Origin of the sequence: Kosakonia sp. CCTCC M2018092 (genome assembly GCF_003864115.1) — a bacterium.
GTDB lineage: Bacteria > Pseudomonadota > Gammaproteobacteria > Enterobacterales > Enterobacteriaceae > Kosakonia > Kosakonia cowanii.
Map to the genome: position 1 here is coordinate 3,540,507 of NZ_CP034225.1, position 17,585 is coordinate 3,558,091.

Consider the following 17,585-nt stretch of genomic DNA (forward strand, 5'->3'; position numbering starts at 1 on the left):
ATAAGCGGGTCTTAAGGGGGGATAACCCCCCAATTGGGGGGGAGAGCGGGACTAAAAGAGATAAATGCGATAAGGGTCAAGTTCTGGCAGGTTACAGGCGGGTGTCAGTTACTTACACTTAGCAGCGACTTTCGTGAACAGGGGCAGGCTCGTATGAAATCGTTGACCTCAACAGACTCTCTGCTTGCGGCCAGCTATCGCGAGGAACCTTTCCGCTTCACGCGCCGGCTGCCGCTGATCCTCACCAAATTAACTCCACCCCGCTCGCCGGGCGTATTGCTTGAGCGTGACCGCCTGCTGGCCAGGCTGGATGAGGCCGCCGACGGCGCACTGACGCTTCTCTGCGCCGCGGCCGGTTCCGGGAAAACTACCCTGCTGGCGCAGTGGTATCGCCGTCGCCGGGAGCAAGGTGACGCCATCGGCTGGCTAAGCCTGGAGGAGGATGAGAACGATCCGGCGCAGTTTGCCCGCTACCTGGTCACCGCCCTGAAACCGCTCTATAGCGGCTGGGGCGAGGCGCTCGAACCCTTTTTGCAGGGCGATATGACGCCGGATCTCTCAGTGTTGCTGGCGGAGTTGACCAACCAGCTGCACCGCTGCCCGCACCCGGTGTGGCTGATCCTTGATGATTACCACGCCCTGACCCACTCCGCGCTGCACGAAGGCATAAGCTGGCTGATCAACCACGCGCCCGATTCGTTGCACCTGATTATTGGCAGCCGTTTTCGCCCGCCGCTGGCCCTGAGCCGCCTGGCGTTACAGGATGCGCTCAACGAACTGCACGACGAGGATCTGCGTTTCACCCTCGCCGAAGCGCAGGACTACCTCAGCGACGCCGCCCGCACGGCGATCCCCGGCGCGCATGATGTTCAGCGGCTGATGCTTGCCACAGAGGGCTGGGTGGCCGGGATCAAGATCGCCGCGCTGGCACCGGACTGGCACCACGATCCGCAGCGCTTTCTGGCCCGTATACCTTCCGGCTCGCGCACGCTGGCGCGCTATCTCGACGAGGTGATCTTTACCCCGCTGCCGGAGGCGGTGGTCGAGTTTCTGCTGGAAACCGCCATTCTTAACCGCCTCACCCCGGCGCTGTGTGATGCGCTGACCGGGCGCGATGACGGCGAAGCGATGCTTGGCTGGATCCAGCAGCATAATCTCTTTATCACCGCGCTGGATGAGCACGGCGGCTGGTTTCGCTATCACCACCTGATGCGCGACGCGCTGCTGGCCCGCTTGCAGCAGAGCGAACCGGCGCGCGTGCGGCAGCTGCATGAGCGCGCCAGCAACTGGTTTGCCGGGCAGCAACTCTGGGCCGAGGCGGTGCGCCACGCGCTGGCAGCGGGAAAAAGCGGCGCGCGGCATGCCGAAGCCAGCGCGCAGTCCCTCGCCGAAGAGGGGGATATCGACACGCTGGTGCGCTGGATGCACTTTCTGCCGCTGACGCCCGATCCGTCGCGCATTGATTTGCAGCTCAATCTCGCCTGGGCGCTGGCGCACCACTTCCGCTTTCAGGCTTCGCGCGAACTCCTCGACGGTATTGAAGCGATGGCGCATGACGCCGCGCTGTCGCACAGCGTGCGGGTCAAGCTGCGGGTGGTGCGGGCGATTTGTGAAGCCTTTGCCGAGAATATTGAACTGAGCGTGGCGCTGGTGGAGCCGCTGCTGGCGGAGATCCCCTGCGGTGACCGCTGGGTGGATGGGCTGGTGTGCAACATTCTCAGCTACTGCCACCTCGTCAATGCCCGGCCGGGTCAGGCGCTGGCGGTGCAGAGCCGGTTGCCGGAGCTGAAGTTGGCAAACCGCAATCTGTTTGTTGATGTCTGGCGCGCCTTTGTTATCGCCCAGGCCCATTTACGCCAGGGCAATCTGGCTGATGCAAAACGGGTTGCTGCGCAGACGCTACAGGCCGCCGAGGCGCAAACCGGCAGCAACTCCAGCAGCGGCGCAACGCTGGCACCAATTCTGGCGGAGGTTGCCTGGGAGCGCGACGAGCGGCAGGATATCGACGCCCTGCTGGCGCTGCGCCTTGAGATGATCGAGACCTTTTGCCCCCCGGAAGGGCTGAGCCGCTGCTTTATCGTGCTCTCACGCCAGGCGGCGCTTAACGGCCAGCTTGCGGAGGCGAAACGGCTTCTCACCTATGGCGGCGAGCTGACGCGCCAGCGCCACTGGCTGCGCGCGCAGGCGGCGCTGCTGGCGGAAACGGTTGAACTGCATCTGCGTGATGAAGCGCTCTCCCCTGCGCTGGAGACGCTGGACGCGCTCCGGCAACTGCACAGTGAAGATGTTGAAAACGGGGCGATCGGCTTTTATCGACGGGTCAGCGAAAGCCGCATCGCCCTTGCTGAAGGTCATGCTCATCAGGCTGCTGCTGCCTTTGCAGCGCTGGCCGACGAGCAGCAGCAGCGCGGCGAAGCGCTCTCTGCCCTGCGCTTACGTCTGGCGCAGGCCGTTGCCCTCTGGCATGCCGGGGCGTATGAACAGGCGGGTGTGGTTTTCACCTCGCCGCTGCAACAGGCGCTTGAGCGAGGTTTACTGCGCAGCCTGCTCGATCTCGGTTCGGTATTAGTAGGGCTGCTCGACGAGTTGCTTGCCCGCCAGGCCACGCCGGAGGCGCTCCGGCAACAGGCTGCAACCCTGCGACAGCAGGCGGTGGAGCTGTTTGGTTTACCGCCGAAACGGCACGATGAGGCGGAAGAGACGCGCTATCTCACCGAGCGCGAGCAGCAGACGCTTGAGCTTATCGCCAGCGGTCACTCGAACAAGGAGATTGCCCGCGTGCTGGGGATTTCGGCGGAGACGGTCAAATGGCACTTAAAACAGATGTACGAGAAGTTGCAGGTCAGCAGCCGAATGCAGGCGGTAAACCAGGCGCGGGAGTGGAAGTTGCTGAAAGTGGAGTAGTGCGGCGCGCTGCGTAACAGCGGCTGAAATGGGTGGGGGCCCTGCCAGCTACATCCCGGCACACACGTCCTTTGCCCTGGCTGCTTCCTTCCGGACCTGACCTGGTGAACAAAGTAGCATTGCGGGAGAACCAACAGGGCCCCCATTGAGAGCGAAGGTTGATAACCAACGCGCTGGCGCATTATCCCCATCCGGCAGGGCAATTGCAACCCATAGGCTGACGGATGCTGGTTTCTTGCGCAATCGCCCCTTCACAGCGGGTAAATCGCTGTTTATGCTGCCCCCTTCTCTGCTCAGGAGCATGTGATGGATACGCAAGACTCTTTTCCCCGCCGGGTTTGGCAAATCGTCGCCGCCATTCCGGAGGGTTATGTCACTACCTATGGCGAGGTGGCGAAACTGGCCGGTTCGCCGCGCGCGGCACGCCAGGTCGGCGGCGTGTTAAAGCGCTTACCGGAGGGCAGCACGCTGCCGTGGCATCGGGTGGTCAATCGTTATGGCGTTATTTCGCTGAGCGGGCCGGATCTGCAAAGGCAACGTCAGGCACTGCTGGCTGAGGGCGTAGTGGTGTCGGGAAGTGGCGAGATTGATTTGAACAAGTATCGCTGGCGCTATGAGTAGCTCCTCCCCCGCAGGAGAGGAGCAAAACGCACGCAGATTAGTACTGGGTCGGCGCCGGAGTAGCGTTAGACGGGGTAACCTGGGTTGGTGAGGTCGACGGAACGGTGTTCGGTGTACCACCGCTCTGCTGCAGCGGAACCGCAGTCTGCTGAACCGGAACCAGCGTCAGGTCGACTTTGGTGCCGCCCTGGTTGATAACCGGCTTAACCGAGTCGGTGATAAACACCATCTTGTTGTCGACGGTGATCGCTGCACTCAGCAGGATACGCGCGTTCGGCTGGATGTCGGCCGGGTTAAACGGCAGGACATAGCTGTACGGCGGCTGTTTGCCATCGGTGCGTACCGCTTTCTGCGCCAGCACTTTCGACGGCGCGTTGGCCTGGGTGGCATCAGAAACAGTAACGGTTAACACCGCATCCGGCGGCAGCGCCACTTTCTGACGGATCCAGACCGTACCGGTCACGCTTGGCTGAGCAATCGCCGCTTTATTCGTGGCGGACGGCGCATTGGGATTAGGTGCCGGCGTTGGGATATCGCCGCCTTTTTGGGCGCACGCCGATAACGCGACTGCGACTGCTAAACCACTTAACATGGGCACGAGTTTCATTGATCTCTCCTTATCTTCAATGCACCTGCAGGCGCAGCGCCTGCCAGATGTGTGGCTAAACCTTCGTAACCTGAACAAGTGTGGCACATATACCCGATATATTCCTGTAAACACCCATTCATTCAGATTATTGCACCCATCGGACCACTCCATTTTCCAGGTTATACTCAGGCAATATATGCTACGTCAGCCGCTATTTATTTGAGGAATTGTATGAGTCAGGCGCTATCTAATCTGCTGGCATTATTGAATCTGGAAAAAATTGAAGAGGGGCTGTTCCGTGGGCAGAGCGAAGATTTAGGTCTGCGCCAGGTCTTTGGCGGCCAGGTCGTTGGGCAGGCGCTCTATGCGGCGAAAGAGACCGTTCCGGCAGACCGCCTGGTGCACTCTTTCCACAGCTACTTTTTGCGCCCCGGCGATAGCCAGAAACCGATTGTTTATGACGTGGAAGTGCTGCGCGACGGCAACAGCTTTAGCGCCCGCCGCGTGGCGGCGGTGCAGAACGGCAAGCCGATTTTCTATATGACCGCCTCCTTCCAGGCTCCGGAGCCGGGTTATGAGCATCAAAAAACGATGCCCGCCGCGCCCGCGCCGGATTCGCTCAAGTCGGAAACGGAGATCGCCCGCGATCTTTCGCACCTGCTGCCGCCCGGCGTGAAAGAGAAGTTCCTCAGCGACAAGCCGCTGGAGATCCGCCCGGTTGAGTTCCATAACCCGCTGAAGGGCCATGTGGCCGATCCGGTGCGTCAGGTGTGGATCCGCGCCAACGGCGTGCTGGATGAAGATTTCCGCATCCACCAATATCTGCTTGGCTACGCCTCGGACTTTAACTTCCTGCCGGTGGCTTTGCAGCCGCACGGCGTTGGTTTCCTTGAGCGCGGCATGCAGGTGGCGACCATCGACCACTCAATGTGGTTCCACCGCCCGTTCAATATGAATGACTGGCTGCTCTACAGTGTGGAGAGCACCTCCGCCTCCAGCGCGCGCGGCTTTGTACGCGGCGAATTCTATACGCAGGATGGCGTGCTGGTGGCCTCCAGCGTGCAGGAAGGGGTGATGCGTAACCGCAACTAAGCCGGTTGCGTTCGTGCCAAAAGAAAAGCCTCCGCATGCGGAGGCTTTTTTATGCTCAGGAGATACTCAACTTATCAGGCGTTGTAGGCGTTTTCGCCGTGGCTGTTAACGTCCAGCCCTTCACGCTCTTGTTCTTCCGGTACGCGCAGGCCAACCGTCATATCCGCCAGTTTGTAGCCGATGAAGGCGACCACCGCAGACCAGACGATGGTGATGCCCACGCTCTCGAGCTGCACCAGCACCTGGTGGCCCATGGTGACGCCGGAGGCGAAGCCTACGCCGCCAAGGGAGGTGGAGGCGAAGATGCCCGTCAGGATACAGCCGATAATGCCGCACACACCGTGAACGCCGAAGACATCGCACGGGTCATCGACACGCAGCATACGCTTCAGCGCCGTCACGCCCCAGAGACCCGCCAGACCGCACACCAGACCGACAATCAGCGCGCCGCCGACACCGACATAACCACACGCTGGGGTGATGCCAACCAGACCGGCAATCGCACCGGAGCAGGCACCGAGCAGCGAAGGCTTACCGCGCATTGCCCACTCGCCAAAGACCCAGGAGAGGATCGCGGCAGCAGTGGCAACCACGGTGTTCACAAAGGCCAGCGCGGCAATTTCGTTGGCGCTACTTGCCGAACCGGCGTTGAAACCGAACCAGCCAACATAGAGGATCGCGGTACCGATAAAGACCATCGGCAGGTTGTGCGGTTTAAACGCCTCTTTGCCGAAGCCGACGCGTTTGCCAATCAGATACGCACCGACGAGGCCTGCAATCGCGGCGTTAATGTGCACCACCGTACCGCCCGCAAAGTCGAGCGCGCCGTGGGTTGCCAGCAGACCGCCGCCCCATACCATGTGCGCAATCGGCACATATGAGAGCGTCATCCACACCACCACAAAGATCAGCACCGCAGAGAAGCGAATACGCTCGGCGAGCGCGCCGACGATAAGCCCCACGGTAATGCAGGCGAAAGAGCCCTGGAAGGCGACATGGATGTATTGATAGATGCTGCCCATCACGTCGGTGAGGGCAATATTTTTCAGCATCACCCAGTTGAAGCTGCCGAAGAAGCTGTTGCCTTCACTGAAGGCCAGCGAGTAGCCATAGACCACCCAGAGAATGCAGACCAGCGCGAAGGTGACCGCCACCTGGGTGAGCATTGAGAGCACGTTTTTGCCACGGATCAGGCCGCCGTAAAAGAGCGCGATGCCCGGAATGGACATAAACAGCACCAGCGCGGTGCAAATCATCATAAAACCGTTATCGGCTTTATCCGCAACGGCCGGCGCGGCAAGCGCCAGGCCCGGCAGCAAAGCCAGCGAGGCAAGGGTAGCTTTTACTGTTTTCATTCTCATTTTTCCGATCCCTATCACTGTGTGTCAGCTATTACAGCGCCGCTTCGTCGGCTTCACCGGTACGAATACGGATCACGCGTTCGAGTTCGGCAACGAAAATTTTGCCGTCGCCAATTTTTCCGGTGTAGGCCGCTTTGCTGATGATATCGATCACCTCATCAAGCTGATCGTCGGCGATCGCCACGTCGATTTTTACTTTTGGCAGGAAGTTGACGCTGTACTCCGCACCGCGGTAAAGCTCGGCATGCCCCTTCTGACGGCCAAACCCTTTTACTTCCGTCACGGTCAGCCCCTGAATACCAATCGAAGAGAGCGCTTCACGCACATCTTCAAGTTTGAATGGCTTAATCACCACGGTTACCAGCTTCATAGATTCCCCTCACTCGACATTCGCAAATGGACGCAGCCAACATGAGGAAAGTATTGCAAGGGGTGTGCCAGAAATGTGAAGGCGCGCGTTTTCGTGCAATAAAGAGACAAAACCAGAAGCGGTGATGGGCGGCGCAAGCGCGCAGATGAAGCACAAGCGGCGGTAAAAAGAAAAACGCACCATGACGGTGCATGGTGCGTTGCATTTTTGCACCACCAGGCGCAGGCGCGCGCGGGGTGCTTAGTTTTGGTGCATCAGGCGCTGAGTGACTCTTCCCGCGTGCTCGCCGCCAGCTCTTCACCAGCTAACTGCAACTGGTACATCTGATAGTAGCGCCCTTTCGCCGCCAGCAGCTGCTGATGGGTACCGCGCTCAACCGCCTGTCCGCGGTGCAGGACCAGGATGGTTTCCGCTTCGACAATGGTCGATAAGCGGTGAGCAATCACCACCAGCGTGGTCTTCTCGCGGATCGCCGCCAGCGCCTGCTGGATCGCCTGCTCGGTGCCGGAGTCGATATTCGCCGTCGCTTCATCCAGGATCAGGATCTGCGGCGCATCAACCAGCACGCGCGCCAGCGCCAGCAGCTGTTTCTGCCCGACGGAGAGATTATTCCCCTGCTCGCCAAGGCGGGTGTAGATCCCTTCACTCATGGTGCGCGCCAGATCGGCGAGCTGGACGATCTCAAGCGCTTTCCAGACGCGCGCTTCGCTGATATCCCGCCCAAGAGTAACGTTGGCGAAAAAGCTGTCGGCCAGCACCACCGGATCCTGCTGCACCATCGCGACGCCTTTGCGCAGCGCGCTGTGGCCTAGCGTGGCAAGCGGGCGACCGTCGAGGCGGATCTCCCCCTGGGTTAACGGGTAGTAGCCCATCAGCAGGCTGGCGAGGGTACTTTTACCGCTGCCGGTGTGGCCGACCAGCGCGACAAAGCTGCGCGGTTCCACATGCAAGGAGATATCCTGCAACACCAGCTGATCTTCGCGGTAGGCGAAGGAGAGGTTTTCAATATCGATCGCCCCACTATGCAGCGGCGTCTCGTCATCGCCGTAGTTCTGGCGCGGCCGGTCCATCAGTTCGAAAACGCGCTCACCGGCGACCACCGCCTGTTGCAGCATCGACTGCTGCGTCGTCAGCTCGATCAGCGGCTCGTTAAGGCGGCCAAGGTAGCTGATAAAAGCGTACAGCACCCCAACCTCCACCGTGCCGACGGTCGAGAAGCCAAACAGCATCAGCAGGCCGCAGAGCACCAGCGCGGAAAAGAGGCTCAGCAGTGGGCGCAGCAGAAAGCCATCAAGGCGCAGGGTTTGCATCCGCGCCAGGTAGTGCGAGCGGCTCGCTTCGCTCATGCGCTCGCCGAAGCGCGCCTGCTGGCGGAACTGCTGGATCACGCTCATGCCGTTGATGATTTCGTTAAAGCCATCGTTGATGTCGGCAAGATAGGCGCGCATACGCCGCACAATCGGCGTGCTGAAACGCTGATAGATCAGCATCACGATAATCACCGCCGGGAAGATGCCCATCGCCACCAGCGCCATACGCCAGTCGAGGCTGAACATCGCCACCAGCATCGCACCAATCAGCGCCGCGCTGCGCAGCACGGTGGCGACCACCGTTACGTAGAGATCGCGGATCACTTCGGTGTCGTTGGTCACGCGCGAAATAATCTGCCCTACTGGCTGAGTGTCGAAGGCGCTGAGCGGCTGGCGCAGCGCGGCATCCATCACATCGGTGCGCAACTGCTGCACCACGCCGACCGCCGCCTGGTTAAAGAGCAGCGCCTGGGCGTAGTGTAGCCCTGCGGCCAGCAGTTGCAGGCCAACATAAGCCGCTGCCAGCCCGGCGATCAGCGCGAGCGGCAGGTAGCTCTTCGCCACCATATTATCGATAAAGTAGCTGATCAGCGCCGGGCCGGAGACTTCGGCAATCGCCGCGACCCACAGCATCAGCACCGCTTTACTGAGCGGCTTGCGCCACGGTTTGCCATAGACCAGCAGACGTTTTAGCGTCGGCCACTGGCGAGAGAAGTTACGCATCCTCGGCCTCCTGCGGATGGTCGTCCAGCGCCGCTTCCAGCTGCTGATACCGGTACATGTCGCGATACCAGCCATGCTGGCGCGCGAGCTGCTCATGTTGGCCGCGCTGGGCGATATGGCCATGTTGCATAACAATAATCTCACTGGCTTCCGTCAGCGCCGACAAGCGATGCGCGCTGATAATTACGGTGCGCCCTTCGCCCCACTGGCGCAGATTGTGCAAAATCTGGTGTTCGGTGCGCCCATCCACCGCAGAGAGGGCGTCATCAAGAATAAGAATTTCGGCATTCAGCAACAGCGCACGAGCGATGGAGATACGCTGTTTCTGCCCGCCGGAGAGCATTACGCCGCGCTCGCCCACTTCGGTGTCGTAGCCCTGCGGCAGGCGCAGAATGTCGTCATGGACGCTGGCAAGCTTCGCCACATGCTCAATCTCCTCCTGCATCGCACCGGGTCTCCCAAGAGCGATGTTATTGCCGATGGTGTCGGAGAAGAGAAACGGCGTCTGGTTGACGACAGCAAGACGGCCGCGCCAGCTATCCAGTTTCAGCTGCGTGAGCGGAATATCGTGGAAGCGGATATCGCCCGCATCAACATCAAAGTGGCGCTGAATCAACGCCAGAAGCGTACTTTTCCCCGCCCCGGTCGGGCCGCAGATGCCGAGCATCTGGCCTGGCTCAAGGGTCGCGCTGACGTTGGTCAGCGCTGCGCCGTCGGTTTGCGGATAGTGAAACTCGCGGATTGAGAGCGTTAAGGTGCCGCGTTCGGCGGGCACGCTTTCCGTGCCGTCGTTCACCACCGGCGCTTCCGCCAGCATATCGCGGATGCGGCTATAGGCTGCGCTGCCGCGCTCGACGATGTTAAACATCCACGCCAGCGCCAGCATCGGCCAGATCATCAGCCCAAGATACATGGCAAAACTGGTCAGCTCGCCGAGGGTCAGCGAGCCGTGCACCACCATCCAGCTGCCGCCACCAATCGCCAGCATGTTTGCCATGCCGATGGCGATATAGATAGTTGGATCAAAGCGCGCATCAACGCGCGCCACGCGCATGTTTTTCGCGCCGGTATCCGCTGCTTCGCTGCCAAAGAGCGCCGACTGGCGATCTTCCAGGCCAAAGGCTTTGATCATGCGGATGCTGGTCATGCTCTCCTGGGTGCGATCGTTTAACGCAGAGAAGGCCGCCTGCGCGGCTTTGAAGCGGCTGTGCAGCTGATCGCCGTAGCGCTTGATCACCAGCGCCATAATCGGCATCGGTAATAACGACAGCAGGGTTAGCTGCCAGCTGATCTGGGTTGCCATCACAATCAGCACCACGCAGCCCATCACCAGCGAGTCGACCAGCGTTAACACCCCTTCCCCGGCGGCAAACACCACGCGATCCACGTCATTGGTGGCGCGCGCCATTAGATCGCCGGTGCGGTGGCGCAGATAAAATTCCGGGTGCTGGCGGCTGAGCTGGCGGTAAAAATCCTCACGCAGCTCGACGGCCAGTTGATAGGAGGCACCAAACAACCAGACGCGCCAGACATAGCGCAGCAGATAGGTGACGACAGCAATCGCCACCAGCGCCGCTACCCACATCCACACCTGCTGATGGGTAAACTGCTTCTGGGTGACGCCATCCACCACAATCCCCACCACTTTTGGCGGGATCAGCTGCAAGATAGCAATAATGATAAGTAAGGCGACGGCGCCGAGGTAGCGCTGCCACTCCCGACGAAAATACCAGCCTAACTGAGCAAATAATCGCACGCGGTTACATCCTGAACGTGAATTGCCGACGGTCGGTTAACCGCCGGAAGGGTTATTCAATGGGCAAAGCCGTGGTGTATTTTATCTGTTCCATGGCGAAGCTGGAGGTGACATCCGAGAGCCCCGGCACGCTGTTGACCAGCTTCTTATAGAAGTCATCGTAGCGTTTCATATCCGCCACCTGGACGCGCAGCAGGTAATCGTACTCGCCAGCCATACGCCAAAAGCCTAGCACTTCCGGGAGCTGTGTCACTTCGCTGACGAAGCGGTTATACCAGTCGCTGCTGTGATGCTGGGTTTTGATCAGCACAAATGCCGTCAGCCCCAGCCCGAGCTTTTCCGCATCCAGCACCGCCACGCGGCGCAGTAAGATACCGTCATCTTCCAGTTTTTTCAGCCGTTTCCAGCACGGAGTGGTGGTCAGATTAACGGCATCAGCCAGCGCCTGCAAAGAGAGCGAACAATCCTGCTGCAACAGTGCGAGCAGCTTACGGTCAATTTTATCTAACATCCCCTGCTCCGTTAGAAAATTTTTCTCTAAATAGTCTATCGAAAAGGCGAAATGGCAACCTTTTTTTCTTCGCCTTTCGCTAGACTGGGCACAAAATGACAAACGGAACAGCATCATGAACAACAGCTGGGTCAAATACGCGATTAATGAAATCAATGCCGACGCGCAGCGCTCTGCGGATACCCACCTTATCCGCCTGACGCTGACGGGTTTTCCGGGTATCAATCTCTATTTAAAAGATGAAAGCACGCACCCCACCGGCAGCCTGAAGCACCGCCTTGCGCGCTCGCTGTTTCTCTACGGCTTGTGCAACGGTTGGATTAAAGAAGGCACCACGATTATTGAAGCCTCCTCCGGCTCGACCGCCATCTCAGAGGCGTGGTTTGCACGCCTGCTCGGGCTGCCCTTTATCGCGGTGATGCCTTACTGCACGGCGAAACGCAAAGTGGAGCAGATCGAGTTTTACGGCGGCCGCTGCCACTTTGTCGACAGCGCCTGCGAGATCTACGCCGAATCCGAGCGGCTGGCGAAAGAGCTGAACGGTCACTATATGGATCAGTTCACCTTCGCCGAGCGCGCGACGGACTGGCGCGGCAATAACAACATTGCCGACAGCATTTTCCGCCAGATGAAAAATGAGCCGCATCCGGTGCCGGAAGCGATTGTGATGAGCGCCGGAACGGGCGGCACCTCGGCAACCATTGGCCGCTATATTCGCTGCCAGGGTTATGACACGCGCCTGGTGGTGGTGGACCCGGAGAACTCCGTCTTCTTTGATTACTGGCAGAAGCGCGACAGCACACTGCGTAGCCCGATCGGCAGCAAAATTGAAGGCATTGGCCGCCCGCGCGTCGAGCCGTCATTTATTGCCGATGTGGTCGATGAAATGCTGCGCGTGCCGGATGCCGCCAGCGTGGCGACCGCCCAGTGGCTGGAGACGCAGCTTGGCCGCAAAGTGGGTGCCTCTACCGGCACCAATATGTGGGGCGCGCTACAGCTTGCGGCGCAGATGCGCGACGAAGGGCGCAATGGCTCGATCGTTACCCTGCTGTGCGACAGCGGCGAGCGCTATCTTGAAACCTACTACAACCCGCAATGGGTGGCGGCGAACCTCGGCGATATTGAGCCGTGGAGCGCGAAAATCGCCCTGCTTACCTCACCGCAATAGCGCGAAGGTAATGCCGACAGGCAAAAAAAAGCCGGGTTTAATAAACCCGGCTCGCTGGCAATATCTTTTCATTCGGGGGAATAAGGAAGATGTGGAGTGTCCAGCCAGTGTGTCAAAAAGTGCGACACCGCCTGATTACGGCAGTGCCCGATAACCGGTAAATGCGGCAGCGCCGCGCGCAGCTGTGGCATGGCGTTGCCCATGATCATGCCGTAGCCAACGCTCTCTAACATCTCTCTGTCATTCATCGCATCGCCAAACGCCATACACTCTTGCAGCGTCAGCCCTAACGATGCGCTGAGTACCGCCAGCGCGGCGCCTTTATTGCAGCCGACCGGCAGAACCTCCAGACAATCCATCGCCGCAAAACAGATATGCGCCTGCGCGCCAAGCTGCTCATCAAGTTGTAGCTGCAAACGGCAGAGATCGTCGTGATTGCCGACAAAACTGATCTTGGCAACCTCACTGGTTGGCAGGCGTTTAAGATCGGTAATCTGATAGCTAAAGTCGCTGAAGAGATGCGCCTGCAGCGCCTCCGGCAGCGGCTTATCAGTCAGCCAGCCGGAATCATTAAACACATGCAGCGAAGCACCGGTCTCCCAGCGGCCGTGCAACACGCGCTCGACAACCTGTGGGGAGAGATCCTGGCGATGGAGAAGCTCGCCCTCTAAGGAGTGGATGCGCGTACCGTTGCCAGTGATGAGAAAGGCATCAAGGGCGATATGCTGCACAACACGCTGCATCTCCAGCGCGTGCCGACCAGTGGCGAAGGCGAGCGTAACCCCCCGCTCATGTAAGCGTCGCAGCGCCGCCAGCGTTTGATCGCCCAAACGATGGTCGGGCATAAGCAGGGTTCCATCCATATCAAAAGCGGCCAGACGCGCCATGATCTACTCTCCAGTTCTGATGCCGTTAGGTTGTGTTTCAGTATTGCGTGGGATATACGGAAGTAATAGTGAATAGTTAAAAATTATTGTTCAGGGTTATGAGATTACTCAACCGCCTTAATCAGTTTCAGCGTCTATGGTCGCCTTCTGCCGGTGAGGATCAGGCGGTGAGCATTAGCGAGCTGGCGCTGCGCTGCTATTGCAGCGAACGCCATATGCGCACCCTGCTGCGCCAGATGCAGGCCGCCGGCTGGTTAACGTGGCAGGCGCAGTCCGGACGCGGTAAACGCGGCGCGCTGCATTTCTGCGTGACGCCGGAGCGGCTGCGGCGCGAGATGCTGGAGCAGGCATTGACGGCCGGGCAGCAGCATAACGCGCTGGCGCTCGCCGAGCTTGATCCTGCGGACCTGCGCACACTGCTCAACCCCTATCTCGGCGGGCAGTGGCAGAACGAGACGCCGACGCTGCGCATTCCTTACTATCGTCCGCTGGATCCTTTGCTGCCGGGTTTTCTCGCAGGACGTGCGGAGCAGCACCTGGCCGGGCAGATCTTTAGCGGGCTGACGCGCTTTATCAGCCGCAGCGCGTTACCGCAGCGCGATCTGGCGCACCACTGGGAGAGCAGCGAGGATGGCCTGTGCTGGCGCTTTCACCTTCACGCTACCCTGCACTGGCACAATGGCGATGCGGTCACCGCCGCACAGCTGCATCAGCAGCTTGTCGCCCTGCTTGAGTTGCCCGCGTTGCGGATGCTTTTTGCCAGCGTCGAGCGCATTACGCTCACCCATCCGTGGTGTATTACCTTTCAGCTGCATCGGCCCGATTACTGGCTGGCGCACCGTCTGGCGAGCTACGGCAGCCGCCTGGCGCACCCCGCTCATCCGCAGATTGGCACCGGGCCGTTTCGCCTTGTCGCCTTCAGTGACGAACTGGTGCGCCTTGAGAGCCACGACCACTACCATTTAGGCCACCCGCTGTTGAAAGCGGTCGAGTACTGGATTGCGCCCCAGCTGTTTGATGAGGATTTAGGCACCAGCTGCCGCCATCCGGTGCAGATCGCCATCGGCGAGCCGGAGGAGTTGCGCCATCTGCAACCGGTCAGTAACAGCATCAGCCTCGGCTTTTGCTATCTCGCCCTGCGCCCCGGCGCGCGGCTAAGCCCGGCGCAAGCGCGCCGTCTGGTGCAGATTATTCATCACACCTCGCTTTTGCAGACGCTGCCGCTGGATGAGGGGCTGATTACCCCCAGCCGGGAGTTACTGCCCGGCTGGCATATTCCCGGCTGGCCTGAAGAAAACGTCGCCTTGCCTGCAAAGCTGACGCTTATCTACCATCTGCCGGTGGAGTTGCACACCATGGCGCAGCAGCTTAAAGCGTATCTTGCTGCGCTCGGCTGCGAGCTGACGGTGATTTTTCATGACGGTAAACGCTGGGAAGGGTGCCGCGAACTTGCAGCGGCGGATCTGGTGATGGGCGACAGGCTGATTGGCGAAGCGCCGGAGTACACCCTTGAGCAGTGGCTGCGCTGCGATCCGCTGTGGCCGAACCTGCTCGGCAGCGCGCAGTTCGCGCATCTGCAGACAACGCTGGATGCGGTGCAGCGCCAGGCCGACGAGCAGGCGCGTATTGCGGCGTTAAAAGCGCTCTTTGACAGGTTGATGGACGAGGCACTGCTGACGCCGCTCTTTAATTATCACTACCGCATTAGCGCGCCGCCGGGGGTTGAGGGGATCGAGGTCAATCGCCGCGGCTGGTTTGAGTTTACCGAGGCCTGGCTTCCGGCCCCGTCGCCGTGAAGAAGCTGGTCGCTGCCTGGCTCACGCGCTACCATACCTTTTTTGTGTAAATGTCAGGAATAATTATGAAACGTGCCGTTGTCGTCTTCAGTGGCGGACAAGACTCCACGACCTGCCTGGTGCAGGCGTTACAGCAGTATGATGAAGTCCATTGCGTGACGTTTGATTATGGGCAACGCCATCGCGCTGAGATCGACGTCGCGCGCGAACTGGCGCAAAAGCTGGGCGCACGGGCGCATAAAGTGCTGGATGTGACGCTGCTTAACGAACTGGCCGTGAGCAGCCTGACGCGCGACAGCATTCCGGTGCCGGATTATGAAGAGAGCGCGGACGGCATCCCGAACACCTTTGTTCCCGGGCGCAATATTCTCTTTCTTACGCTGGCGGCGGTCTATGCCTACCAGGTGCAGGCAGAAGCGGTGATCACCGGCGTGTGCGAGACCGATTTTTCCGGCTACCCGGACTGCCGCGACGAGTTTGTGAAGGCGCTTAACCACGCGGTTAGCCTCGGTCTGGCGAAGGATATCCGTTTTGAAACGCCGCTGATGTGGATCGATAAAGCCCAGACCTGGGCGCTGGCAGATTACTGGGGTGCGCTCGATATGGTGCGCAGCGAAACCCTGACCTGCTACAACGGCATTAAAGGCGATGGTTGCGGCCACTGCGCGGCGTGCCATTTACGCGCCAACGGCTTGCAGCAGTACCTTGCGGATAAAGCCTCAGTAATGAGCGCAATGAAAGCAAAAACCGGATTGAAATAGGCCCGGTCAACAAACCCGCACCAATCCCGTAGGCCGGATAAGCGGCAGCGCCATCCGGCATTATCTCCGCGGCACAATTGCCGGATGGCGGCTTCGCCTTATCCGGCCTACATGAATGAAGCCGCTGAAACGGCGTAGGCCGGATAAGCGGTACGCGCCATCCGGCATCATCACCGCGGCACCGATTGCCGGATGGCGGCTCCGCCTTATCCGGCCTACAAAAGCGAGCCTACAGCAACACCGATATTGCCTTTACCTCCGGTCTCACAGCAGCGGTGTTGACCCCCGCTGAAATCGGCGAACCGAAGCGTGAATGACAAGGTCTGGACGCCATGGATGGCGGACAGAGGCGAACCGAGACAGGGACAAAATTGCCGGGAGCAATTTTGAACAGCGCTTGCGCTGGCCCCGAAGGGGCGAGTCCCATGGATGGGACGAGTAAGTCGAGTCGAGCCGGCCGCAGTCAGGCTCGCGGGAGGTGAGCGCAGTGCGCAGCACCGATTTCCTCGCGGGGCCGCGGGGATTGACAAGGGGAGCGCGGCCGCTTCCCTTGTCCCGTTCACCGCATAAGAGATTAATGAAACTCCCCAACGCCTGGTGAACGGAACCATTCCACCGTGGTAACACCCTTGCCGGATGACGGCTTCGCCTTATCCGGCCTACGCCTGACAATTCGGCACGGGTGCCGCGAAACATGCCGGATGGCGGCTCCGCCTATCCGGCCTACGCGGTTTCAGCGATTCCAGCGCACCTAATCCCGCTCCCCAATCATTATCTCCAGCTTCTCCCGCAACTCCCCCTCCAGCGCCAGCGCTTTCTGGGTTTTCAGATCGATGCAGACAAAAGTCACCAGCGCATCGGCAACCACCTGCCCTTCCGGCTCTAATGTCACCACCTGGCTTAACACGCCGCTTTTGCCGTTAATCTGCTGGACATGACTGGTGACCGTAAGCAGATCGCCGAGCACCGCCGGGCGGCGATAGTTGATATTGATGTTAACCACCACAAAAGCGATGTTGTGGGCGGTCATCCACTGAAAACTCTCGTTATGCTCCAGCCCATCCCAGCGCGCCTCCTCAAGAAATTCGAGATAGCGGGCGTTGTTTACATGCTGGTAGACATCAAGATGGAATCCACGAACTTTTATTTGGGTCTGCATAGCGCGTTAACCTTTACTGTTTATAGTTATAGAGACAGAGGCCATACTGGTATGACCTCCTTATTCTGGCAAAAATTAGCGACTACGCAAGCCGCTTACAGTTTCAGGTTCACCAGATTACGCTCCACCAGCTTGCCGCCCATGCCCGGCACCTGTTTTAAATCTTCGACGCTCTTAAACGGCCCATACTCTTCGCGATAACTGACGATCGCCTGTGCCTTTTTAAGGCCAACGCCCTTAAGCGCCTTTGATAACTCTTCCGCCGTCGCGCTGTTGATGCTGACTTTAACGCCGCCCTCCTCTTCCTGTGTGGATTTTGCCGCTTCCTGGGCTTTGGTGTGAGAAGCCGGTGCAGCGGAGTGTGCCGCCGGTGATTTTGCACCGCTTGCGGGCGCGGCAAGCGTGGCAGAACTGAATGTCGCACACACAAATGCCAGGGGCAGTAAAAGGGCTTTGACTCCATATTTCATGCTGTTATCTCCGTTGTGTTAACTCGCAGCGGAGAATAACCAGGCCGCAAAAAGTCCACAAAGGGCAAACAACAGAAATGGAAAAGGCCGCGAAAGCGGCCTTTGTA

The 17,585-nt window shown here is 59.6% G+C and carries 15 protein-coding genes and 1 other RNA gene; 6 read left to right on the top strand and 10 right to left on the bottom strand.

All coding sequences use genetic code 11. The features are described 5' to 3' along the window. The first annotated feature begins 153 nt into the window (after positions 1-153). Positions 154-2,904 (top strand): LuxR C-terminal-related transcriptional regulator, encoded by a 2,751-nt coding sequence (locus EH164_RS16885; RefSeq protein ID WP_124969399.1) that lies wholly within the window; start codon positions 154-156, stop codon positions 2,902-2,904. Positions 2,905-2,943: 39 nt separating this feature from the next. On the opposite strand, the gene ffs is transcribed toward EH164_RS16885, so the two are convergent. Then, positions 2,944-3,040: signal recognition particle sRNA small type (ffs, locus tag EH164_RS16890), an RNA gene on the bottom strand. A 170-nt stretch (positions 3,041-3,210) separates the two neighbouring features. Here ffs and EH164_RS16895 point away from each other — a divergent pair. Beyond that, positions 3,211-3,525, top strand: a complete 315-nt coding sequence (locus EH164_RS16895) for an MGMT family protein (RefSeq protein WP_023478280.1) — start codon at positions 3,211-3,213, stop codon at positions 3,523-3,525. Positions 3,526-3,562: 37 nt separating this feature from the next. Here EH164_RS16895 and EH164_RS16900 read toward each other — a convergent pair whose 3' ends face one another. After that, positions 3,563-4,132 carry a YbaY family lipoprotein gene (locus tag EH164_RS16900; RefSeq protein WP_023478266.1) on the bottom strand — a complete coding sequence of 190 codons (570 nt, stop codon included), beginning with the start codon at positions 4,130-4,132 and terminating at the stop codon, positions 3,563-3,565. 213 nt (positions 4,133-4,345) lie between these two features. Between EH164_RS16900 and tesB the strand changes: the two genes are divergently transcribed. Further along, on the top strand, positions 4,346-5,206 hold the full coding sequence (gene tesB, locus EH164_RS16905; RefSeq protein ID WP_023478293.1) for an acyl-CoA thioesterase II: 861 nt from the start codon (positions 4,346-4,348) through the stop codon (positions 5,204-5,206). A gap of 74 nt (positions 5,207-5,280) precedes the next feature. On the opposite strand, the gene amtB is transcribed toward tesB, so the two are convergent. The 5 genes from amtB to EH164_RS16930 all read right to left on the bottom strand — a co-directional run bounded on the left by amtB (position 5,281) and on the right by EH164_RS16930 (position 11,237). After that, the gene (gene amtB, locus EH164_RS16910; RefSeq protein ID WP_023478272.1) at positions 5,281-6,567 is read right to left on the bottom strand and encodes an ammonium transporter AmtB; all 1,287 of its coding nucleotides are present in this window, start codon (positions 6,565-6,567) and stop codon (positions 5,281-5,283) included. A 31-nt stretch (positions 6,568-6,598) separates the two neighbouring features. Further along, the gene (glnK, locus tag EH164_RS16915; RefSeq protein WP_023478250.1) at positions 6,599-6,937 is read right to left on the bottom strand and encodes a P-II family nitrogen regulator; all 339 of its coding nucleotides are present in this window, start codon (positions 6,935-6,937) and stop codon (positions 6,599-6,601) included. A gap of 254 nt (positions 6,938-7,191) precedes the next feature. Beyond that, a complete protein-coding gene (locus EH164_RS16920) occupies positions 7,192-8,970 on the bottom strand; it encodes a SmdB family multidrug efflux ABC transporter permease/ATP-binding protein (protein WP_124969401.1) in 1,779 nt (592 codons plus the stop codon). Beyond that, positions 8,963-10,726, bottom strand: a complete 1,764-nt coding sequence (locus EH164_RS16925) for a SmdA family multidrug ABC transporter permease/ATP-binding protein (RefSeq protein ID WP_124969403.1) — start codon at positions 10,724-10,726, stop codon at positions 8,963-8,965. Before EH164_RS16925 ends, EH164_RS16920 begins: the two co-directional genes overlap by 8 nt. Before the next feature lie 52 nt (positions 10,727-10,778). After that, positions 10,779-11,237 (bottom strand): Lrp/AsnC family transcriptional regulator, encoded by a 459-nt coding sequence (locus EH164_RS16930; protein ID WP_023478271.1) that lies wholly within the window; start codon positions 11,235-11,237, stop codon positions 10,779-10,781. A gap of 115 nt (positions 11,238-11,352) precedes the next feature. Here EH164_RS16930 and EH164_RS16935 point away from each other — a divergent pair, with 115 nt between their 5' ends. After that, positions 11,353-12,405, top strand: a complete 1,053-nt coding sequence (locus tag EH164_RS16935) for a PLP-dependent cysteine synthase family protein (RefSeq protein ID WP_124969405.1) — start codon at positions 11,353-11,355, stop codon at positions 12,403-12,405. Between the two features lie 68 nt (positions 12,406-12,473). On the opposite strand, the gene cof is transcribed toward EH164_RS16935, so the two are convergent. Beyond that, positions 12,474-13,292 (bottom strand): HMP-PP phosphatase, encoded by an 819-nt coding sequence (gene cof / locus EH164_RS16940; protein ID WP_124969407.1) that lies wholly within the window; start codon positions 13,290-13,292, stop codon positions 12,474-12,476. Between the two features lie 98 nt (positions 13,293-13,390). Here cof and EH164_RS16945 point away from each other — a divergent pair, with 98 nt between their 5' ends. Together EH164_RS16945 and queC are read left to right on the top strand one after the other, a co-directional pair. Continuing rightward, complete coding sequence (locus tag EH164_RS16945) at positions 13,391-15,088, top strand: SgrR family transcriptional regulator (RefSeq protein WP_124969409.1); 1,698 nt, start codon at positions 13,391-13,393, stop codon at positions 15,086-15,088. A 65-nt stretch (positions 15,089-15,153) separates the two neighbouring features. Next, on the top strand, positions 15,154-15,849 hold the full coding sequence (gene queC, locus EH164_RS16950; protein ID WP_094419525.1) for a 7-cyano-7-deazaguanine synthase QueC: 696 nt from the start codon (positions 15,154-15,156) through the stop codon (positions 15,847-15,849). A gap of 751 nt (positions 15,850-16,600) precedes the next feature. On the opposite strand, the gene EH164_RS16955 is transcribed toward queC, so the two are convergent. Together EH164_RS16955 and EH164_RS16960 are read right to left on the bottom strand one after the other, a co-directional pair. Continuing rightward, positions 16,601-17,008 (bottom strand): YbgC/FadM family acyl-CoA thioesterase, encoded by a 408-nt coding sequence (locus tag EH164_RS16955; RefSeq protein WP_124969411.1) that lies wholly within the window; start codon positions 17,006-17,008, stop codon positions 16,601-16,603. Between the two features lie 95 nt (positions 17,009-17,103). Next, on the bottom strand, positions 17,104-17,478 hold the full coding sequence (locus EH164_RS16960) for a helix-hairpin-helix domain-containing protein (protein WP_124969413.1): 375 nt from the start codon (positions 17,476-17,478) through the stop codon (positions 17,104-17,106). Positions 17,479-17,585: the final 107 nt, after the last annotated feature.